The organism is Bacillus sp. FSL L8-0152, assembly GCF_038006365.1.
Lineage (GTDB): Bacteria > Bacillota > Bacilli > Bacillales > Bacillaceae_G > Bacillus_A > Bacillus_A cereus.
Genome location: NZ_JBBOVB010000001.1, coordinates 2743617 through 2759460, shown reverse-complemented (window position 1 = coordinate 2759460; position 15844 = coordinate 2743617). Strand labels below are relative to the sequence as shown.

The following is a 15844-nucleotide window of genomic DNA, read 5'->3' as shown; positions in this document are numbered from 1 at the left end:
CTATGGATTTTTTTCATCTAGTTTTTATTTAATCGTTAATCACTACATAACAATGTTCTTGCTAAACCAAAAGTTTAAAGGTACAAACTTGGAAAGATTTATATAATGCTAGAAAGGTTGTGAAATGATTTGATGGGTTATAAAGCGATGCTGTTTGATTTAGATGATACATTACTTGATAGGGATAAAGCAGTAGAGGCATTATTTTTAATTGTTTTAGAAAAGTGTTATGAAAATGTAGATGGTGCGGCTAAAAGCAACATGTTACAGAAATTCAAAGAATACGATAAAAGAGAATATGGCATAAGTAATAAAACGACAGTTTTAGAATCATTGTTTGATGAATTCACGCCGAAGTATAGATTGCCACGCAATTACATCCAAGATTTTTGGAATAATAATTTCCCTAGATGTTTTTCAATAGACCAAAATACTATTCATTTCTTAAATCAAATAAAGAAGCACTTTAAAGTTGGAATTATAACAAATGGCTCAACTCAGAGGCAAAAAGCTAAAATATTTAACACGAATTTAAATAGGTATTTTGAAACAATCATTATTTCTGAAGAAGTGGGATTTAGTAAACCTGATAAACGTATATTCGAACTAGCATTAAATAAGCTAAATTTACAGCCGGAAAATACTTTATTTGTTGGTGATGACTTAGAAAAGGATATTGCTGGTCCTCAAAATGCAAATATAAAAGGTGTGTGGTTTAACCCTCAGAAAATCAAGAATACTACCAAAATACAACCATATGCCGAGATTAACACTTTGAATAGTTTGTTAAGTTATGTTACTCCACAATATTTTTATAACAAGTAAAGGCAATTCCATATATATATTCAAAAATATAAAAAAGAGAAACTATCATTAATTTCATTGACCGTATTAGTAATAAAAAATATATACTTATAATAAAAAAATAGAGACAATTTTAATAGCTGTGGCTAATTTAATCTATGATTAATACGAAGTTTTGTAAAACAATTTTACTCATACTGTGTAAATTATAAAGGGGTGGGACTATGGAAATAAAGAAAGTAGTAATCGATGGAATCAATATTGCGCTCATTAGAAACGATAAGGTATTAATATCGGATGTTCAGTCTGCATTAGATACTATGGCAACAGTTCAATATGAGGTAGATGCGAAACATATTATTATCCATAAATCTTTAATAAGGGAAGATTTCTTTGATCTAAAAACACGGCTTGCGGGCGATATCCTTCAAAAGTTTATAAACTACAAGGTAAAGATTGCTATTGTTGGAGATTTCTCTATGTATACTAGTAAAAGCTTAAAGGATTTTATTTATGAATGTAATAAAGGGAATGACATTTTTTACTTAGCAACTGAACAACAAGCAATTGAAAAACTAAGTACATTAAAGTAATAATTATATTCTGCTAAATTCCCCCATTTCAATTAGTTCATAATTATATACGATATAGAAGAACTGATGTTTGTGGTAAACTAAGAGATGAATAAAGGGGGAGTTTTTTTGAACAATTTTAATAATATAATCCAAAATTTAAATAATATAGTTTACAAACCTAACAACTTAATGATTACGAATCTAAAAGAAGAAAAGCAAAACGCAGAATATGCCGGATGTTTATTCCACTTAAATAACAAAACCATTCGTTTTAGAAAATCAAAAGTTACTCCTAATAAAATTGGGCAATTTGTTTCTTTTTGGGAGAAAGATGAAAATATGCGAAATAGAGCTTTCTCTTATGAAGCTGCTCCTGATTTATTAGTAATCACTTGTATTGCTGATAATAAACTAGGGCAATTTATTTTCCCTAAAGAGATTCTTCTTAAAGAAAAAATATCGAGAACACCAAGTCAAACAGGGAAAATGGCAATGAGAATTTATCCTGTTTGGGATACCACTGTTAGCAATCAAGCTAAAAAGAGCCAAACGTGGCAACTTCAATATTTTGTTGATTTAAGTGATATTAATAATTTGCCTATAGATAAACTATTAAATTTATATTCGTAGCTTTTGATTTGCCCCAAAAAGAAGTAATTACAGAAAAGACATTTGTAATGACGCCTTCTATTAATTTACCTCGTGAATCGTAATTTTTGTACCGGTACAGTTAAGTGAAATGTACATTGTTACAGTGCCCCTTAAAATTTACAATCAGCATATATTATTTTAACTTATAAATTTTTAAGGGGTGCTAAATATGACAAGTTTACAAGATCAGCTTTTCACAAGATTAAATCTTAAAAAACGTAATGATGTAACGTTTGAAGAATTACCTACCATACTCTTTTCGTTTGCGCATACTATACCATTTGAGAATTTAGATGTTATAGCACGAAATACGAATCAAATCTCTCTGGAAAACTTACGAGAGAAAATTTTAACTAGTTCCCGTGGTGGACTTTGCTACGAATTAAATACTCTTTTTTACTATTTCTTAAGAGACTGTGGCTATGATGTACAACTGGCATTAGGTACGGTTTATAAAAACGATATAAATGCATGGGCACTTGAGGATGGCCATATAACAATTATTTTAACTTATAATAATGTACAGTATTTAATTGATGTAGGTATAGCTTCGTTAGTACCTCTTGTTCCTGTACCTTTTATTGGTGAATCTGTTTCTTCAAAAAATGGTTCGTACCGGGTGAGACAAAAAGCTACGAGTAGAGGAAATTATGTTTTAGAAAGAAAAGATGCTGCTGGAGAATGGAAAGTTTGTCATGCTTTTTATAAACATATTATTGATGAGATAGTAGTAAATGATGTTCAAAGAAGAGTGATAGAAGATGAGAAGTCTATTTTTAATAAGGGACCAATTGCAGTAAAGTTGACGAACTCTGGCCATATTTCATTAACGAATACAAGTTTAACCGAAATTATTCATGGGGAAAAAACTAAGCGTGAAATTACAGAAGATCAATATAAAGAGTTTTTATATACTTTATTTGCTATTAAGTTATGAATAATAAAGATAGCCGGTTCTTATTCAGAAGCGGCTATCTTTATTATTTTTGGTGTAAATGGTTTTCTTCTAATATGTTTCGGAAACTGCGGTATAGTTAATGTTTTTAATGTTTCCTCAGCTTCTTCATATGTATGAAAAATTGGTTCTTTTCCATCATCCCCTTGTAAAACTAGCCCTTCATCTCGGATTACATATGGCATAAAACTACCCCATCTAGTAAAGAATTGTGTTCTTTTGCAGCAGAATAATATGATTTAAAGTTTGATTTTCTTAATACATATAATACACTAGAACAGTACGAAAAAGTATGTACAATGAATTTTGAATGTAAAGGAAGATTATTATGTCAGTTATTGATAAATTGAAACTTAATAAGTATACAAATATGGTCGTTATTAACGAACCAAGTGATTATGACATTTTTACAGGTAAAGAAACTGCATTCTCAAAAGAACACGATGCTATCTTTATATTTGTAGAAACGCTTGATGAAATGGTGAAACAAACGAATTTTATTATTAGTAATGAAGAATTACTAATTGAAAAAGGTTACGTATTCTTCGCATATCCGAAAAAAGGTAATGCTCGTTATAGTACGTTTATTCACCGTGATGAGATGTTTCCGGCATTAAACGTTGGAGAAGATGGTTATGTGGGAGAAAGCGATATTAAATTTGCACGAATGGTAAGTATGGATGAAGTCTTTACTGTTGTTGGTTTAAAACGTGAAAAGAAAAAAACAACAAAAACATCTGCTATGAGTCAATGTGTTGCCGATTATGTAGATCGAATTAAAGATGTTGAAGCATTATTAGCTAATCATCCGAATGAACTTAAGTTTTATCAAAGTTTAACGCCTGGATATCAGAAAGATTGGGCACGTAATCTTTTTTCTGTAAAACAAGAAAAAACACGTGAAAAACGTCTAGAGAAAATGATAGAGATCCTTTCACAAGGCTATAAAACAATTGAATTATTCCGTAAGAAGAAAAAATAATGATTAAGAAAGTCACAATGCTGCAACAATTAATTGTGATGAGTGCATTGAAAAAAGCATTCCTTCCATTATACTAAGGAATGTTCTTATATTTATATAATTAGCAAAAGAGAAAAGGTGTTTGAAATGAAATCGTATATTGTAGTTGGATCTGGAATTTTAGGAGCGTCTACTGCTTATCATCTTGCTAAGGCAGGTGCGAATGTTACTATCGTGGATCGCCAACAATTAGGGCAAGCAACTGATGCAGGAGCAGGTATTGTATGTCCATGGCTATCACAGCGTCGTAATAAAGCATGGTATAAAATCGTTAAAGGCGGTGCACGTTACTATTCTTCGTTAATTCAGCAATTAGAAGAAGACGGCGAAACTGACACAGGATATAATCGTGTAGGTGCAATTAGTTTACATACTGACGAGAAAAAGTTAGATCAAATGGAAGAGCGAGCTTATAAACGACGTGAAGATGCCCCAGAGATTGGTGAAATAACTCGCTTATCAGCTGAAGAAACAAAAAAATTATTCCCAGCATTATCAGACGAATATAGTTCTGTTCATATTAGTGGTGCTGCACGAGTGAATGGAAGATTATTACGCAATGCATTAATAAGTGCTGCGAAAAAACATGGTGCAACTTTTATAAAAGGCGATGCAGTATTAGTCCGTGAAGGAAATCATATTACTGGAGTTACAGTAAACGATGAAACAATTTTAGCAGAAAAGGTTATTGTAACTGCAGGCGCATGGGCGAATGAAATCTTGAACCCATTAGGGGTTAATTTCTTAGTTACATTCCAAAAAGGACAAATTGTTCATCTGCAAATTGAAAATACAGCAACAGAAAATATGCCAGTTGTTATGCCACCGAACGATCAATATATTTTAACGTTTGACAATGGTCATGTCGTAATTGGTGCAACACATGAGAATGATACTGGTTTCGATCATCGTGTAACAGCAGGTGGTTTACATGAAGTATTCCATAAGGCATTAACAGTTGCACCTGGCTTAGAAAATGCTACAATGCTTGAAACGAGAGTTGGATTCAGACCATTCACACCAGGATTCTTACCTGTTATCGGGCCACTACCTAACTTTGAAGGAATTCTCGTTGCGAATGGATTAGGGGCTTCGGGTTTAACAGCTGGTCCATACTTAGGAGCGGAACTTGCTAAACTAGCGCTCGGACAACCGATTGAATTAGATTTAAATGATTATGACGTTGCTGGCGCAATTGAATAATATGGAGTACTGCTAACATTTATGAAAAACCATGCTAAACAAATTCGACAGAGAATAAGTAGTTTTTCCTCTGTTAAGAGTAAGCCTGTTTATGAAAAATAAAATTATTTAAAAATAGAGGGCCGACATTATAGACCTGCATTAATAATGTAGAATTGTGATGTCGGCTCTTTATTCATATTGCTTTAAAACTTATTTTCGAGAGGAGGTTAAGTAATGAGAGCGCCATATCAAGTATTGATATTTCCTTATATAAAAACTGCCGATTCTATTCAATATGCCATTTTTAACCGAAGTGATTATGGTTATTGGCAAGGAATAGCTGGTGGCGGAGAAGACGGTGAGATTCCTATTGAATCAGCAAAACGGGAAGCATTTGAAGAGGCTGGTATTACAAGAGAATGTCCATATATACAATTAGATTCTGTGTCTTCACTATCAGTAGAAGATGTAGTTGGAGGATTCCTTTGGGGAGAAGAGGTTTATGTAATAAAAGAATTTTCTTTTGGAGTTAAAGTCCCTACAAAAAACATATCATTATCTAAAGAACACTTCAATTATAAATGGTTATGCTTTGAGGAAGCAGTAACGTTTTTGAAATGGGATAGCAACAAAACAGCATTGTGGGAATTAAACAAAAGACTATTAAAACAATAAAAGTTTTAGCTAACAAAGATAGTATTGGAACAAGAATGGAACCATTAACAAACCTTTGCTACACTTCTAAACAATGTTTTAGATTATAAAATAGAGTAATATAGATTTTGTATAGGTAATTTACTAAGAGAACTTGTACTAAGAAAAGCCCTATACAGTTGACTCTGAAAAAATGAAAATAGTTAGAAATATTTTTATATCGTACGGTTTTTGGCTATGAATAACGGAATAGATATTAAGTATTCAACAGTTTAAATAAAACGAGTTAGCTTTTTATTTTAAGAAGAAAGATGACTCGTTTTATGCTAAAATTCGCTTAGTGTATATTTTCGTTAAAATGTGGGTGGGCCCCCTTTTAGCAAAACCGGAGTGGGAATGATGAGTATAAATAGTTTTGTGGGATTGATAAAGGACGAATTATTAAAAGAGGTAAGTATAAGAAGTGAGGATGAATTCGAGCCTGTAGTAGTTAAAGATATTCCTAGACTTTGGAAGTGTTTAGGAACAGGTAATTATGCCGCAGTATTCATGCACAAAGAATACAAAGATTGGGTAGTGAAAGTTTACGTGCGAGAAGGAGAAGGAATTGAAAAAGAGTCAGAAGTATACCGAAGAATTGGAGATCATCCTTCTTATTCAAAGCTTATATATAAAGGAGAAAATTTCATAGTATTGAAACGTTTAAAAGAAATTACCTTATACGATGCTATTCATAAGGGAATTAAAATTCCTAAGCAAGTAATACTTGATATTAATGAGGCTTTAGAGTATGCGAGGGAACAAGGGTTAACTCCTTGTGATGTTCACGGGAAAAATGTGATGATGGAAAAAGGAAGGGGATATGTAGTCGATGTATCTGATTTCTTAAAAACAAAAGAAGATAGTAAGTGGAGAGACCTAGAAAAGGCATATTTCACCTTTTATTTTCCTTTCATTTATAAATTGCCTTTCCCCGTTAAAATACCGTATTTTATGTTAAACATTGTTAGACGTTCGTACAGAAAATATAAGAAGCTTAAAAAGAACTTCAAATTGTAAAAGGACCACATATGTTCCTGAAAACGATTTGAATTCACATAAATAACTTTAGAAAAATTTAAAATTTTGTTTAGGGGCTACTTCAAGACCTTAGCTTGCTGGGTATGTGGTGCTACCCCACATCCATCAACTTAAGGATTTAGACTATTTTTGAAGTTAAAAGCACGTTACTATTTTCTTATGTTAATGAGAAAGGGTGACGTGCTTTTTATGAATATGCATCAAAAACAAGAGTTATCTTTATTTGCCGAAGAGCTATATCGATATATGTCTCCCGCTACACTTAATCAATTAGCTATAGAAGCAGGCGGAATGAAACGAAAACGCAAGTGCCACGGGCACCATTTCTTATCTTTGTGTGTATGGTTAAATCAACAAATCGCTACTACCTCTCTTACTCAACTTTGTAGTCAATTAGAAACTTCAACAGGAATTTTATTAAGTCCGGAGGGACTTAATCGACGATTTAATTCGGATTCTGTAGCCTTCTTTCGCACTGTATTTACTACACTTCTACAAGCTAAAATTGGAGGAGTATCTAAGATTTCTCATTCTCTTTCTTCTTATTTTGAGCGGATTCTCGTCCTTGATTCTACAACCTTCCAAGTTCCAGATCGATTCGCAACTACTTATCCTGGTGCCGGAGGGTGTAGTCATACAGCTGGTGTGAAAATCCAACTAGAGTATGACTTGTTGAGTGGAAAATTTTCTGATGTGGAAATTGAACCAGGAAAACGAAGTGATCAGGCATATAGTGCGACTCGAACAGGCATGGCACAAAAGAATGAACTATATATTCGTGACTTAGGATATTTTCGTCTACAAGACTTTAAGTCTATTCAAGATAAGCAAGGATATTATTTATCACGTCTAAAGTTACCCACTAAAATATATAGAAAAGAATTTGAAACAGTAGTATTTAAAACAAAACCCGCTCAATTAAAACCCGTATATATACAAATTCATTTGGAAGACATCATGAAACAATTGCAGCCTGGCCAAGTGTATGAATTACATGATGTATATGTAGGGAGTAAAGACAAACTGCCTACTCGAATTGTAGTTTATAGATGTACCGAGGAGCAAAAACAGAAACGTCTACGTGATCGAGCTATTCGCGAAAAGAAAAAAGGAATTACATATACAGAGCGTACAAAACTTTTACAAGGTATTACGGTATATATGACAAACATTCCTACGGAATGGGTACCAAAAGAGAAAATTTATGATCTATATTCACTGCGTTGGCAAATTGAGCTGTTATTTAAAATATGGAAATCTTGGTTTCAAATTCATCGTTGTAAATCTATTAAACAAGAACGATTAGAATGTCACCTTTATGGACAACTCATTAGTATCCTATTATGTTCTTCTACTATGTTTAAAATGCGAGAACTCCTGTTACGTAAGAAACAGAAAGAGCTAAGTGAATATAAAGCGATGTACATAATTAAGGATTATTTTTTACTTTTTTACCAAGCATTACACAAAAACACCCAAGAATTATCAAAGGTTCTCCTTCGTCTGTTTAACCTCCTACAGCACAACGGACGAAAATCTCATCGATATGAGAAAAAGACAGTCTTTGATATTTTGGGTGTTGTTTATGAGTATACCACTTCTACTCATCAGGTAGCATAGTAAAAAAATTGAAGCCCGTCAGGGTTTATTTGATATGCCTACTTTTATAAAATCTATAAAAGATAATAAAAAACTATATAGAAAGACCGCATTTTGTATAAAAATATACCTTAAGTTGATGGATGTGTGGTGCTACCCCAAAATAAAAAGATTAGGAGTGAATCCTAATCTTTTTATTTATACATATTATTGTTAGTTATATCACTATCAATTCCAAAACGGGATATTTTGAATAAATGAAACCGTCAAAATAAGTGTTGATACGGAACCAGCAGTTACTAAAGTTACCATTTTTCGTCCATTCTGTTCTTTTGAAGGTTTTATAAGTTCTGTAATTAACACAATCCATATTATGATAGAGATTATTGAAATAATATTTATAGACATATGTAACACATCCCTTCTTGTTTTCACATAAATATTTCTTCTTTTATAAAATAAAAGCAATTTAACAAGAAAATATGTAACGCATTACAAATCAATATTTTCCTGTTAAACCACCTTTTTTAAATAGAAATACGACTGATAAAACGATAACAACAGCCTTCAAACTGCCCCAATATGGATAAATAGCATGATCTGTTAGACTAGCATATTGAAAAATATTCTCTAAACCGAAAATTCCTATCATGACTGCTAAAATGAATGAAGCAGATCCATACGTCCCGTTATGATAGAGGGTAAATAAATAGACTGCGAAAATTAGTGGTAAGATGATTTGTAGTACGATTATCATAGTTCGTCCCCCAGAGTATTTATAATTATATTATATACAAAATTGTAATAAAAAGGAATACGACTTATTTGATACTAACAGAACTACTCTAATCATATTCTTCTATAAAAAGAAGAAAAAGGGGTGTACAGTTAATTGACAAAAGTTAAAGTTAGTTTACGACCCATTGTTCATAATATAAATTTACCAACCGTATTGAAAACAACAATACTTCCAGGCGAATCGACCGAAAGACTATTTATCGCAACCCAATTAGGAGAGATTTTTTACATAGGGGATGGCGTTATAAAGACATTTTTAGATATTCGTCAACAAATTATTAAATTAGGTACATTTGAAGAAGGTGTTTCTAGTAGCGGTTATGATGAACGCGGATTGCTAGGACTTGCGTTCCATCCACAATTTTATCAAAATAGGTTATTTTATCTACATTATTCAGTAGCCGGAACTCAAGGGCCAGGTGCACTTTCTGAACAATTTAAACCGAATCCTTGTGACCCTAAAACGTTAAATTTAAAGTGGGTTAATAGAAATACGCAATATGATCACATTGATACTGTGGAAGAATGGACTTTACAATCTAATGGTCAAGCTCAAAAGCGACGAACATTACTGAATGTAAGAAGACCATTTTTTAATCATAACGGAGTCAATAGTTTAAACTTTTCACCTGAGACTGGAAAACTTGTTTTTACAAATGGAGATGGCGGATCAGGTTATGATCCATTTAATTTAAGCCAAGATGATTTAGAAATAGCAGGAAAAATAATTGAAATCGATGTAAGTAAAAATACATTTATAAATAACCCTCCTGTAGTTACACGCTTTAATGAACTTCCTTTATCTATACAAGAAACACTTACAGTAATTGCAAAAGGATTACGTAATATAACCGGCATTTCATTTCAAAGCTTTTATAATCAATATATCAAATACGCTGGAAATGTTGGACAAGATATTGTAGAGTCTATTTTTTCATTTATTCAATATAAACCTATACCGGTTACAGAACTTGTTCAAATGCATTTTATGAGGTTAACTCCCAATCAAGATGGGGTTATCAATTTTGGGTGGCGAGGATGGGAAGGGGATTTACCTACTTCTTTTATACGACATTGTTCCGAAAATCAGACTTTGGATGAGAGAACAATGGTTTATTATGATGAAACAATGCAAACTTCAGTGAAGCGTATTCTGCCTCTACTTAGTTATTTTCATAAAGATTCTAGAACAGATAAGTTTGGAGGAACTTCACTTACAGGAGTTCAGCCATATATGGGAAATGCAATTCCAAATTTAACAGGTAGCGTAGTGTTTACTGACCTTGCTAAGAAAGAAGATTCTCGACCGCCAGTTAAGGGTGTTTTAGCTTATACTAGAGCAGGTACAGACGGTAAACATGCTGACTTTCATGCTATTGAAACCAATTATGATTTTGGTACGCAAGCAGCTTATTATATGAGTTTAGGAACAAATTTGAATCAAACTAGATTATATTTAGGAGTTTACGGTTCTATGAAAGTAACTGATTTTAACAAAGGTACCATTTTTGAAATTATCCCTTAATACGATACAAATTATCAGTCTAAAAATATAATATAAGGAATTCATTCTGTTCCCAAAACGCACGACTTAACTTATCCCCCTAAAAATCTTCAATGTATGAGCATCTATTAACTTGCAGAAAGTAACTCATAAACCGTATGTGTACGAATAATATAGAAAGTAATGAATGAGGTGTCTTTAGGGGGGATTTTAATGAATCGGTTTGTACGTTATTGGTATCAACTGATGATAGAGCATGATATAAGCTTTGTTCATAAAAGAAAATTGTCCCTTGCGAATAAGTTAGTACTTACAGCTTTGATGAGTGCATTAGCCACCATGTTTCAAGCAGCGGGTAACTTAGTTCCTGGTATAGGTTTGCTCATTAGTCCATTTTCGACATTACCGATTTTTTTTGCTATTTTCTATTCTATTCGTGAGGGAATACTTTCTTATATTCTTACTATTTTTCTATTATTTATTATTGAGCCAAGTGAACTAATTATCTTTCCTTTTACTACAGGCTTATTAGGTCTAGCCTTAGGACTAGCCTTTTTAAAATTTAAGAGGAGAATTTGGATAGTTTCTTTTTCAGCAACGTGTCTACTTATAGGTATTATGATCGTTCTCGATGTTTTCCGTTTTCCGGTACTTGGTCCTACTGTTCATACAACTATGGACATGAAAATTATTTTATTAATATTTATACTGAGCTTTCTATATTGCTGGATTTATGCAGGTTTTTGCAGAATAATGATGAATAGATTATGTAAAGTGTTGTATTGACAATGGCATAATGAAGATTGGAGAATGTATTCATGACTAACGTTGCAGTTAGAAGACCGAATTTGAATGATGTAGATGAACTATATTTATTTTTCCGTATCGTTATTACGAATACATACAAAAATGAAGGATTATCACAACTATTGGATGACATAGAAAATGAAATTAACATGAAAAAGCAATATTTGAAAACAGATTTTGATAGTAATGGAGAAAAACGTTACTTTTTATTAGCAATTGATACAAATAACAATAAAATCATTGGAACAATTGAAGTTGGTCCAGCAAGTACATTGATTAATAGTTGTACAGGTGGTGTACTTAAGGATTTGTATGAAATAGGAACTGTATTTATACTTCCAGAGTATCAAAGAAAGGGTATCGGGAGTTTACTGCTACATACAATGTTTCTTACGTTACTTAGCAGAGGAATAACAGAATTCTGTTTAGATAGTGGATACAGAAAAGCGCAAAGTATATGGACAAAGAAGTTTGGAGAGCCTAGTTATGTACTGAAAGATTATTGGGGAGAATCAAGTGATCATATGATTTGGAAGAAGAGTTTACATGATACACCTATAATATTTGAATTATAAAATGAAATATAACTATGAACGTAGCTTTTCTTACATATGTATGCTATTATTTATCTTTATAATAAAAGAGGACGTGAATGAACTTGATTAAAATTAGTATCCCTGAAGTTGATGTTACAATTACTGAACGTAAACAAGTTATTAAAGGAGACGAGCCAATCATTACTCCAATTAATGGATTTATCGATTTCCACTTGTTCCCTAGAGATAAAGGCGGCATTTTTATGTTTTACAATATTAATGACGAACTACTTTTCGTAGGTAAAGCTCGTAAAATTAGACAACGTATTAAGAAGCATTTTGAAGATAATGTTTCACCAATTAAAAATCACCGTGATGAAGTATACCGCATTGATGCATGTATCGTAGAAGATCCAACAGAAAGAGAAATTTACGAAACATATATCATTAATGAATACAAAGCGAAATATAACGTTGATAAAGTATTCTACAAATAATCAACATTAATAAAAAACAATCCTAGCTAATATGCCAGGATTGTTTTTTATTTAGATTTATTCTTCATATCTTTCTCCTTTTTTCAAATGATTAGCCACAATAAAACAGAATATCCCTATAAATATAAGTACAATACCAAGCGTTTTATGGTTTCCTTCAAAGAAAGGAATATCTGAAATAACATTTGTCATACATAGTCCTAAAAATACAAGGATAGGGCCCATCCAAAGTAATACATTACCGAATTTTGTGTGCTTCCACATAATAACCCTCCTTAATTCTCTTTACATATATATCCATAAACTAAAAGTAAATTCATAGAGAAATATAGTTTTTTTCATATCGAAAATTTAACCCTCATATATTGGTACAAGCAAAAGAGAAAGGAGACCATCATGAATTGGTTAGAAGCTTTCATATTAGGTATAATTCAAGGTTTAACAGAATTTTTACCAATCAGTAGTACCGGACATCTTTATTTAGGAAGGCATTTATTTCAATTAGATGAAGCAGGCTTATTTTTAGATACGATGTTGCATATTGGGACTTTACTTGCAGTGTTTATTTATTACAAAAAAGAATTTATATATTTAATTAAAAACCCATTTTCAAAGCTCATGTTATTACTTATTGTTGGGACGATACCTGCAGTTGTTATTGGTTTATTGTTTAAAGACTTCTTTGAAGATATTTCAAAAACAGGAATCACGATCGGTTGGGAGTTTTTAGTGACTGGATTCTTTCTCTACATGGCAGATAAACAAAAAAATGGTCGTAAAAAAATGGATGACATAACATATAAAGACGCACTAATTATCGGGTCATTTCAAGCGGCTGCTATTTTTCCAGCCATTTCTCGTTCTGGAATGACAATTGTCGCTGCATTATGGAGAAAATTAGACCGTGAAACTGCTGCTTACTTTTCTTTTTTACTTTCGACACCAGCCATTGTTGGAGCTATCATTTTGCAATTTGTAGACGTTTTTCAAGGGAAAGCAGAATCTATTTCTAGTACATCTTTAATTGTCGGAACGTTATCAGCAGCGTTTTTTGGATACATAGCCGTTTCATGGATGATTCAATATTTAAAACGTCACTCCTTAAAAGTATTCGCGTATTACGTATGGGGATTAGGTATTTTAATTTTAACTTTGCAATTTACTGATGTATTTTAAGTATAATGATAAAGAAGTTAATTAGTTTAAGATCCTGTTTCATTCATACAAGGCAGGATCTCTTTTTATTAAGGGGGAAAATATGTTTAATCAGGCTATCGTTATTGGTGGAAGTATGGCAGGAAAGTTTGCAGCAAAAGCATTATCAACTTTTTTTAAAGAAGTAATCATTTTAGAAGTCGGTGAAAAATGGGATGGAAAAGCTTCAAGAAAAAGAGTTCCACAAAGTAATCATCCTCACGTGTTATTAAAAGGTGGAGAAAAAGCAATTGAAGAATTGTTTCCTACTATTACGAATGAATTAATAGAAGCGGGTAGTATTATAAACAACTTTACACGTGATTTAAAATGGCATCAATTCGGTCTATGGAAACAACCGTTCATAGGGGAAGTACATATGATTCAACAAAGTCGTCCTTTACTAGAATGGCATATTCAAAAACGAATACATCAGATTTCAAATATTACTATTAAATATGAAACATTGGTTAAAGGGTTATTGGTAGATGAAAAGCTTAACAAAGTGTGTGGAGTAAAAGTTAAATATTTAGAGACAGACATACAAGAAGAAGTTCATGCAGACCTTGTAGTTGATGCGAGTGGATTTGGCTCAAAAAGTATAGAGTGGTTACGAGAATATGAAATTGAAGTACAAGAAGAGAAAGTTCGTATTGATTTATTTTACGCAACGAAAATGTTCAAACTTAAAGAAAATGAGAAATTAGACTGTTGCAATGTGCTAATGTCTCCGAGTTTCCCTGATAGCCCTTATGGCGTTCTTATTCAAACGATAGAAGATAATCGTTATTTTGTTACTTTCAGTGGATACGCAAACGAGAAAGCACCACAAACAGATGATGAGTTTTATGATTTTGCTGAAAACCTATCAATTTCTAATGTTACAGACTTCCTAAACAAGGCTGAGGGAATTACTGATATAAAGACATACAAAATTCCCTATCAAGTACGCCGGCGATTTGATTTAGTGAATAATGTACCAGAAGGCTTATTAGTTGTTGGAGATGCGCAATGTCGTTTTGATCCCGTTTTCGGCCAAGGCGTATCAGTTGCTGCTATGGAGGCTCACCAGTTGCAATTACTTCTGCAAGGTAGAAAACAACTTGATAAAACATTTACACAACAATTTTATAAAAAGGCAGCTAATATAATAGAACCCCCATGGGATATGACAACAACGGAAATATCACGTCATCCGCAACTAAAGAGAGAATTAACTACAAAACAAAAATTTCAGCTATGGTATACGAAACAAATATATCGACTATCCGCAAGTAATTCTGATGTTTATATTCGGTTAGTACGAGTGATGAATTTAATTCGTAGTCCATTTCATCTTTTTCATCCGAAAGTGCTACTATCTGTATTACTTAATCGAAAGTAATAGCAGGAATATAATTGATTAAAAAAGAATGTATAACAGTTAGTAAATCTAGAAGGAGAATACGGGATGAAAATATACATAGAGCAACTAAAGAAACAAGATGCTAAGGATTTATTTACGTTTGAACTTACGAATAAATCTTTTTTTGAAACAATGGTGCCAAATCGTGGCTCAAAATATTTTGAATTTGAATATTTCCAAAAACTACTAGACGATTTATTAATAGAACAAGCAGATGGAGATTCTTATTTTTATTTAATTCGTAATGAAGAAAAAGAAATTGTAGGGCGAATTAATTTAGTAGATATAGATACGGAAACTCAAATTAGTTCGCTAGGGTATCGGGTCGGAGAAAAATTTACTAAAAAAGGAGTTGCTACAGCAGCCGTAAAATTAATTTTAGATGTAGCGAAAAATAATGAAATTACTGAAGTTCATGCTAAAACAACTACTAATAATCTCGCATCACAAATTGTACTAGAAAAAAGCGGATTTTCTTCTTATCAAAACGAATCAGATACAACTTCTGTAGAATTAAATGGAGAACATGTGAAGTTTGTACACTATATTTGGAGAAATACTTCACGCTTATAATAAGGA

20 protein-coding genes are annotated in these 15844 nt (G+C 32.2%); 16 read left to right on the top strand and 4 right to left on the bottom strand.

Annotated elements, in window-relative coordinates; all coding sequences use genetic code 11:
- Nucleotides 1-132 precede the first annotated feature (132 nt).
- The 4 genes from MHH27_RS13870 (at nt 133) to MHH27_RS13855 (ending at nt 2967) form a co-directional block, all read left to right on the top strand.
- Nucleotides 133-825, top strand: coding sequence for an HAD family hydrolase (locus MHH27_RS13870; RefSeq protein WP_061660936.1), 693 nt, complete (start codon nt 133-135; stop codon nt 823-825).
- Nucleotides 826-1028: 203 nt separating this feature from the next.
- Nucleotides 1029-1397 (top strand): DUF4180 domain-containing protein, encoded by a 369-nt coding sequence (locus MHH27_RS13865; RefSeq protein ID WP_090977891.1) that lies wholly within the window; start codon nt 1029-1031, stop codon nt 1395-1397.
- An 87-nt stretch (nt 1398-1484) separates the two neighbouring features.
- Nucleotides 1485-2009, top strand: coding sequence for a MepB family protein (locus MHH27_RS13860; protein ID WP_340942967.1), 525 nt, complete (start codon nt 1485-1487; stop codon nt 2007-2009).
- A gap of 190 nt (nt 2010-2199) precedes the next feature.
- Nucleotides 2200-2967 carry an arylamine N-acetyltransferase family protein gene (locus MHH27_RS13855; RefSeq protein ID WP_098211303.1) on the top strand — a complete coding sequence of 256 codons (768 nt, stop codon included), beginning with the start codon at nt 2200-2202 and terminating at the stop codon, nt 2965-2967.
- A 20-nt stretch (nt 2968-2987) separates the two neighbouring features.
- Here MHH27_RS13855 and MHH27_RS13850 read toward each other — a convergent pair whose 3' ends face one another.
- The gene (locus MHH27_RS13850) at nt 2988-3170 is read right to left on the bottom strand and encodes a hypothetical protein (RefSeq protein ID WP_001147158.1); all 183 of its coding nucleotides are present in this window, start codon (nt 3168-3170) and stop codon (nt 2988-2990) included.
- A gap of 143 nt (nt 3171-3313) precedes the next feature.
- On the opposite strand from MHH27_RS13850, the gene MHH27_RS13845 reads away from it, so the two are divergent.
- From MHH27_RS13845 to MHH27_RS13825, 5 genes are all read left to right on the top strand, one after another.
- Nucleotides 3314-3967, top strand: a complete 654-nt coding sequence (locus tag MHH27_RS13845) for a YdeI/OmpD-associated family protein (protein WP_070757832.1) — start codon at nt 3314-3316, stop codon at nt 3965-3967.
- A 126-nt stretch (nt 3968-4093) separates the two neighbouring features.
- Nucleotides 4094-5209, top strand: a complete 1116-nt coding sequence (locus MHH27_RS13840; protein ID WP_098250684.1) for an NAD(P)/FAD-dependent oxidoreductase — start codon at nt 4094-4096, stop codon at nt 5207-5209.
- 216 nt (nt 5210-5425) lie between these two features.
- Nucleotides 5426-5866 (top strand): NUDIX hydrolase, encoded by a 441-nt coding sequence (locus tag MHH27_RS13835; RefSeq protein WP_001202588.1) that lies wholly within the window; start codon nt 5426-5428, stop codon nt 5864-5866.
- A 378-nt stretch (nt 5867-6244) separates the two neighbouring features.
- Nucleotides 6245-6904, top strand: a complete 660-nt coding sequence (locus MHH27_RS13830) for a serine/threonine protein kinase (RefSeq protein WP_000026522.1) — start codon at nt 6245-6247, stop codon at nt 6902-6904.
- Between the two features lie 210 nt (nt 6905-7114).
- On the top strand, nt 7115-8545 hold the full coding sequence (locus MHH27_RS13825) for an IS4 family transposase (protein WP_097833444.1): 1431 nt from the start codon (nt 7115-7117) through the stop codon (nt 8543-8545).
- Between the two features lie 207 nt (nt 8546-8752).
- Here MHH27_RS13825 and MHH27_RS13820 read toward each other — a convergent pair whose 3' ends face one another.
- Both MHH27_RS13820 and MHH27_RS13815 read right to left on the bottom strand, forming a co-directional pair.
- Nucleotides 8753-8932 carry a hypothetical protein gene (locus MHH27_RS13820; RefSeq protein WP_340942961.1) on the bottom strand — a complete coding sequence of 60 codons (180 nt, stop codon included), beginning with the start codon at nt 8930-8932 and terminating at the stop codon, nt 8753-8755.
- A 91-nt stretch (nt 8933-9023) separates the two neighbouring features.
- Nucleotides 9024-9281, bottom strand: coding sequence for a hypothetical protein (locus MHH27_RS13815; RefSeq protein WP_000587696.1), 258 nt, complete (start codon nt 9279-9281; stop codon nt 9024-9026).
- 135 nt (nt 9282-9416) lie between these two features.
- Between MHH27_RS13815 and MHH27_RS13810 the strand changes: the two genes are divergently transcribed.
- From MHH27_RS13810 to MHH27_RS13795, 4 genes are all read left to right on the top strand, one after another.
- Nucleotides 9417-10847 carry a PQQ-dependent sugar dehydrogenase gene (locus tag MHH27_RS13810; RefSeq protein WP_340942959.1) on the top strand — a complete coding sequence of 477 codons (1431 nt, stop codon included), beginning with the start codon at nt 9417-9419 and terminating at the stop codon, nt 10845-10847.
- Between the two features lie 192 nt (nt 10848-11039).
- Nucleotides 11040-11612: a hypothetical protein gene (locus tag MHH27_RS13805; protein ID WP_053564289.1), complete on the top strand. Its 573-nt coding sequence runs from the start codon at nt 11040-11042 to the stop codon at nt 11610-11612.
- Between the two features lie 32 nt (nt 11613-11644).
- Nucleotides 11645-12208, top strand: coding sequence for a GNAT family N-acetyltransferase (locus MHH27_RS13800; protein WP_000185959.1), 564 nt, complete (start codon nt 11645-11647; stop codon nt 12206-12208).
- A 77-nt stretch (nt 12209-12285) separates the two neighbouring features.
- Nucleotides 12286-12666, top strand: a complete 381-nt coding sequence (locus MHH27_RS13795; protein WP_001048947.1) for a nucleotide excision repair endonuclease — start codon at nt 12286-12288, stop codon at nt 12664-12666.
- A gap of 57 nt (nt 12667-12723) precedes the next feature.
- Here MHH27_RS13795 and MHH27_RS13790 read toward each other — a convergent pair whose 3' ends face one another.
- On the bottom strand, nt 12724-12930 hold the full coding sequence (locus MHH27_RS13790) for a hypothetical protein (RefSeq protein ID WP_025709423.1): 207 nt from the start codon (nt 12928-12930) through the stop codon (nt 12724-12726).
- A 132-nt stretch (nt 12931-13062) separates the two neighbouring features.
- Between MHH27_RS13790 and MHH27_RS13785 the strand changes: the two genes are divergently transcribed.
- From MHH27_RS13785 to MHH27_RS13775, 3 genes are all read left to right on the top strand, one after another.
- Nucleotides 13063-13842: an undecaprenyl-diphosphate phosphatase gene (locus MHH27_RS13785; protein WP_001104274.1), complete on the top strand. Its 780-nt coding sequence runs from the start codon at nt 13063-13065 to the stop codon at nt 13840-13842.
- A gap of 82 nt (nt 13843-13924) precedes the next feature.
- Complete coding sequence (locus MHH27_RS13780; protein WP_340942956.1) at nt 13925-15244, top strand: FAD-dependent monooxygenase; 1320 nt, start codon at nt 13925-13927, stop codon at nt 15242-15244.
- Between the two features lie 66 nt (nt 15245-15310).
- A complete protein-coding gene (locus tag MHH27_RS13775; RefSeq protein ID WP_078401728.1) occupies nt 15311-15838 on the top strand; it encodes a GNAT family N-acetyltransferase in 528 nt (175 codons plus the stop codon).
- The last annotated feature ends 6 nt before the right edge of the window (nt 15839-15844 follow it).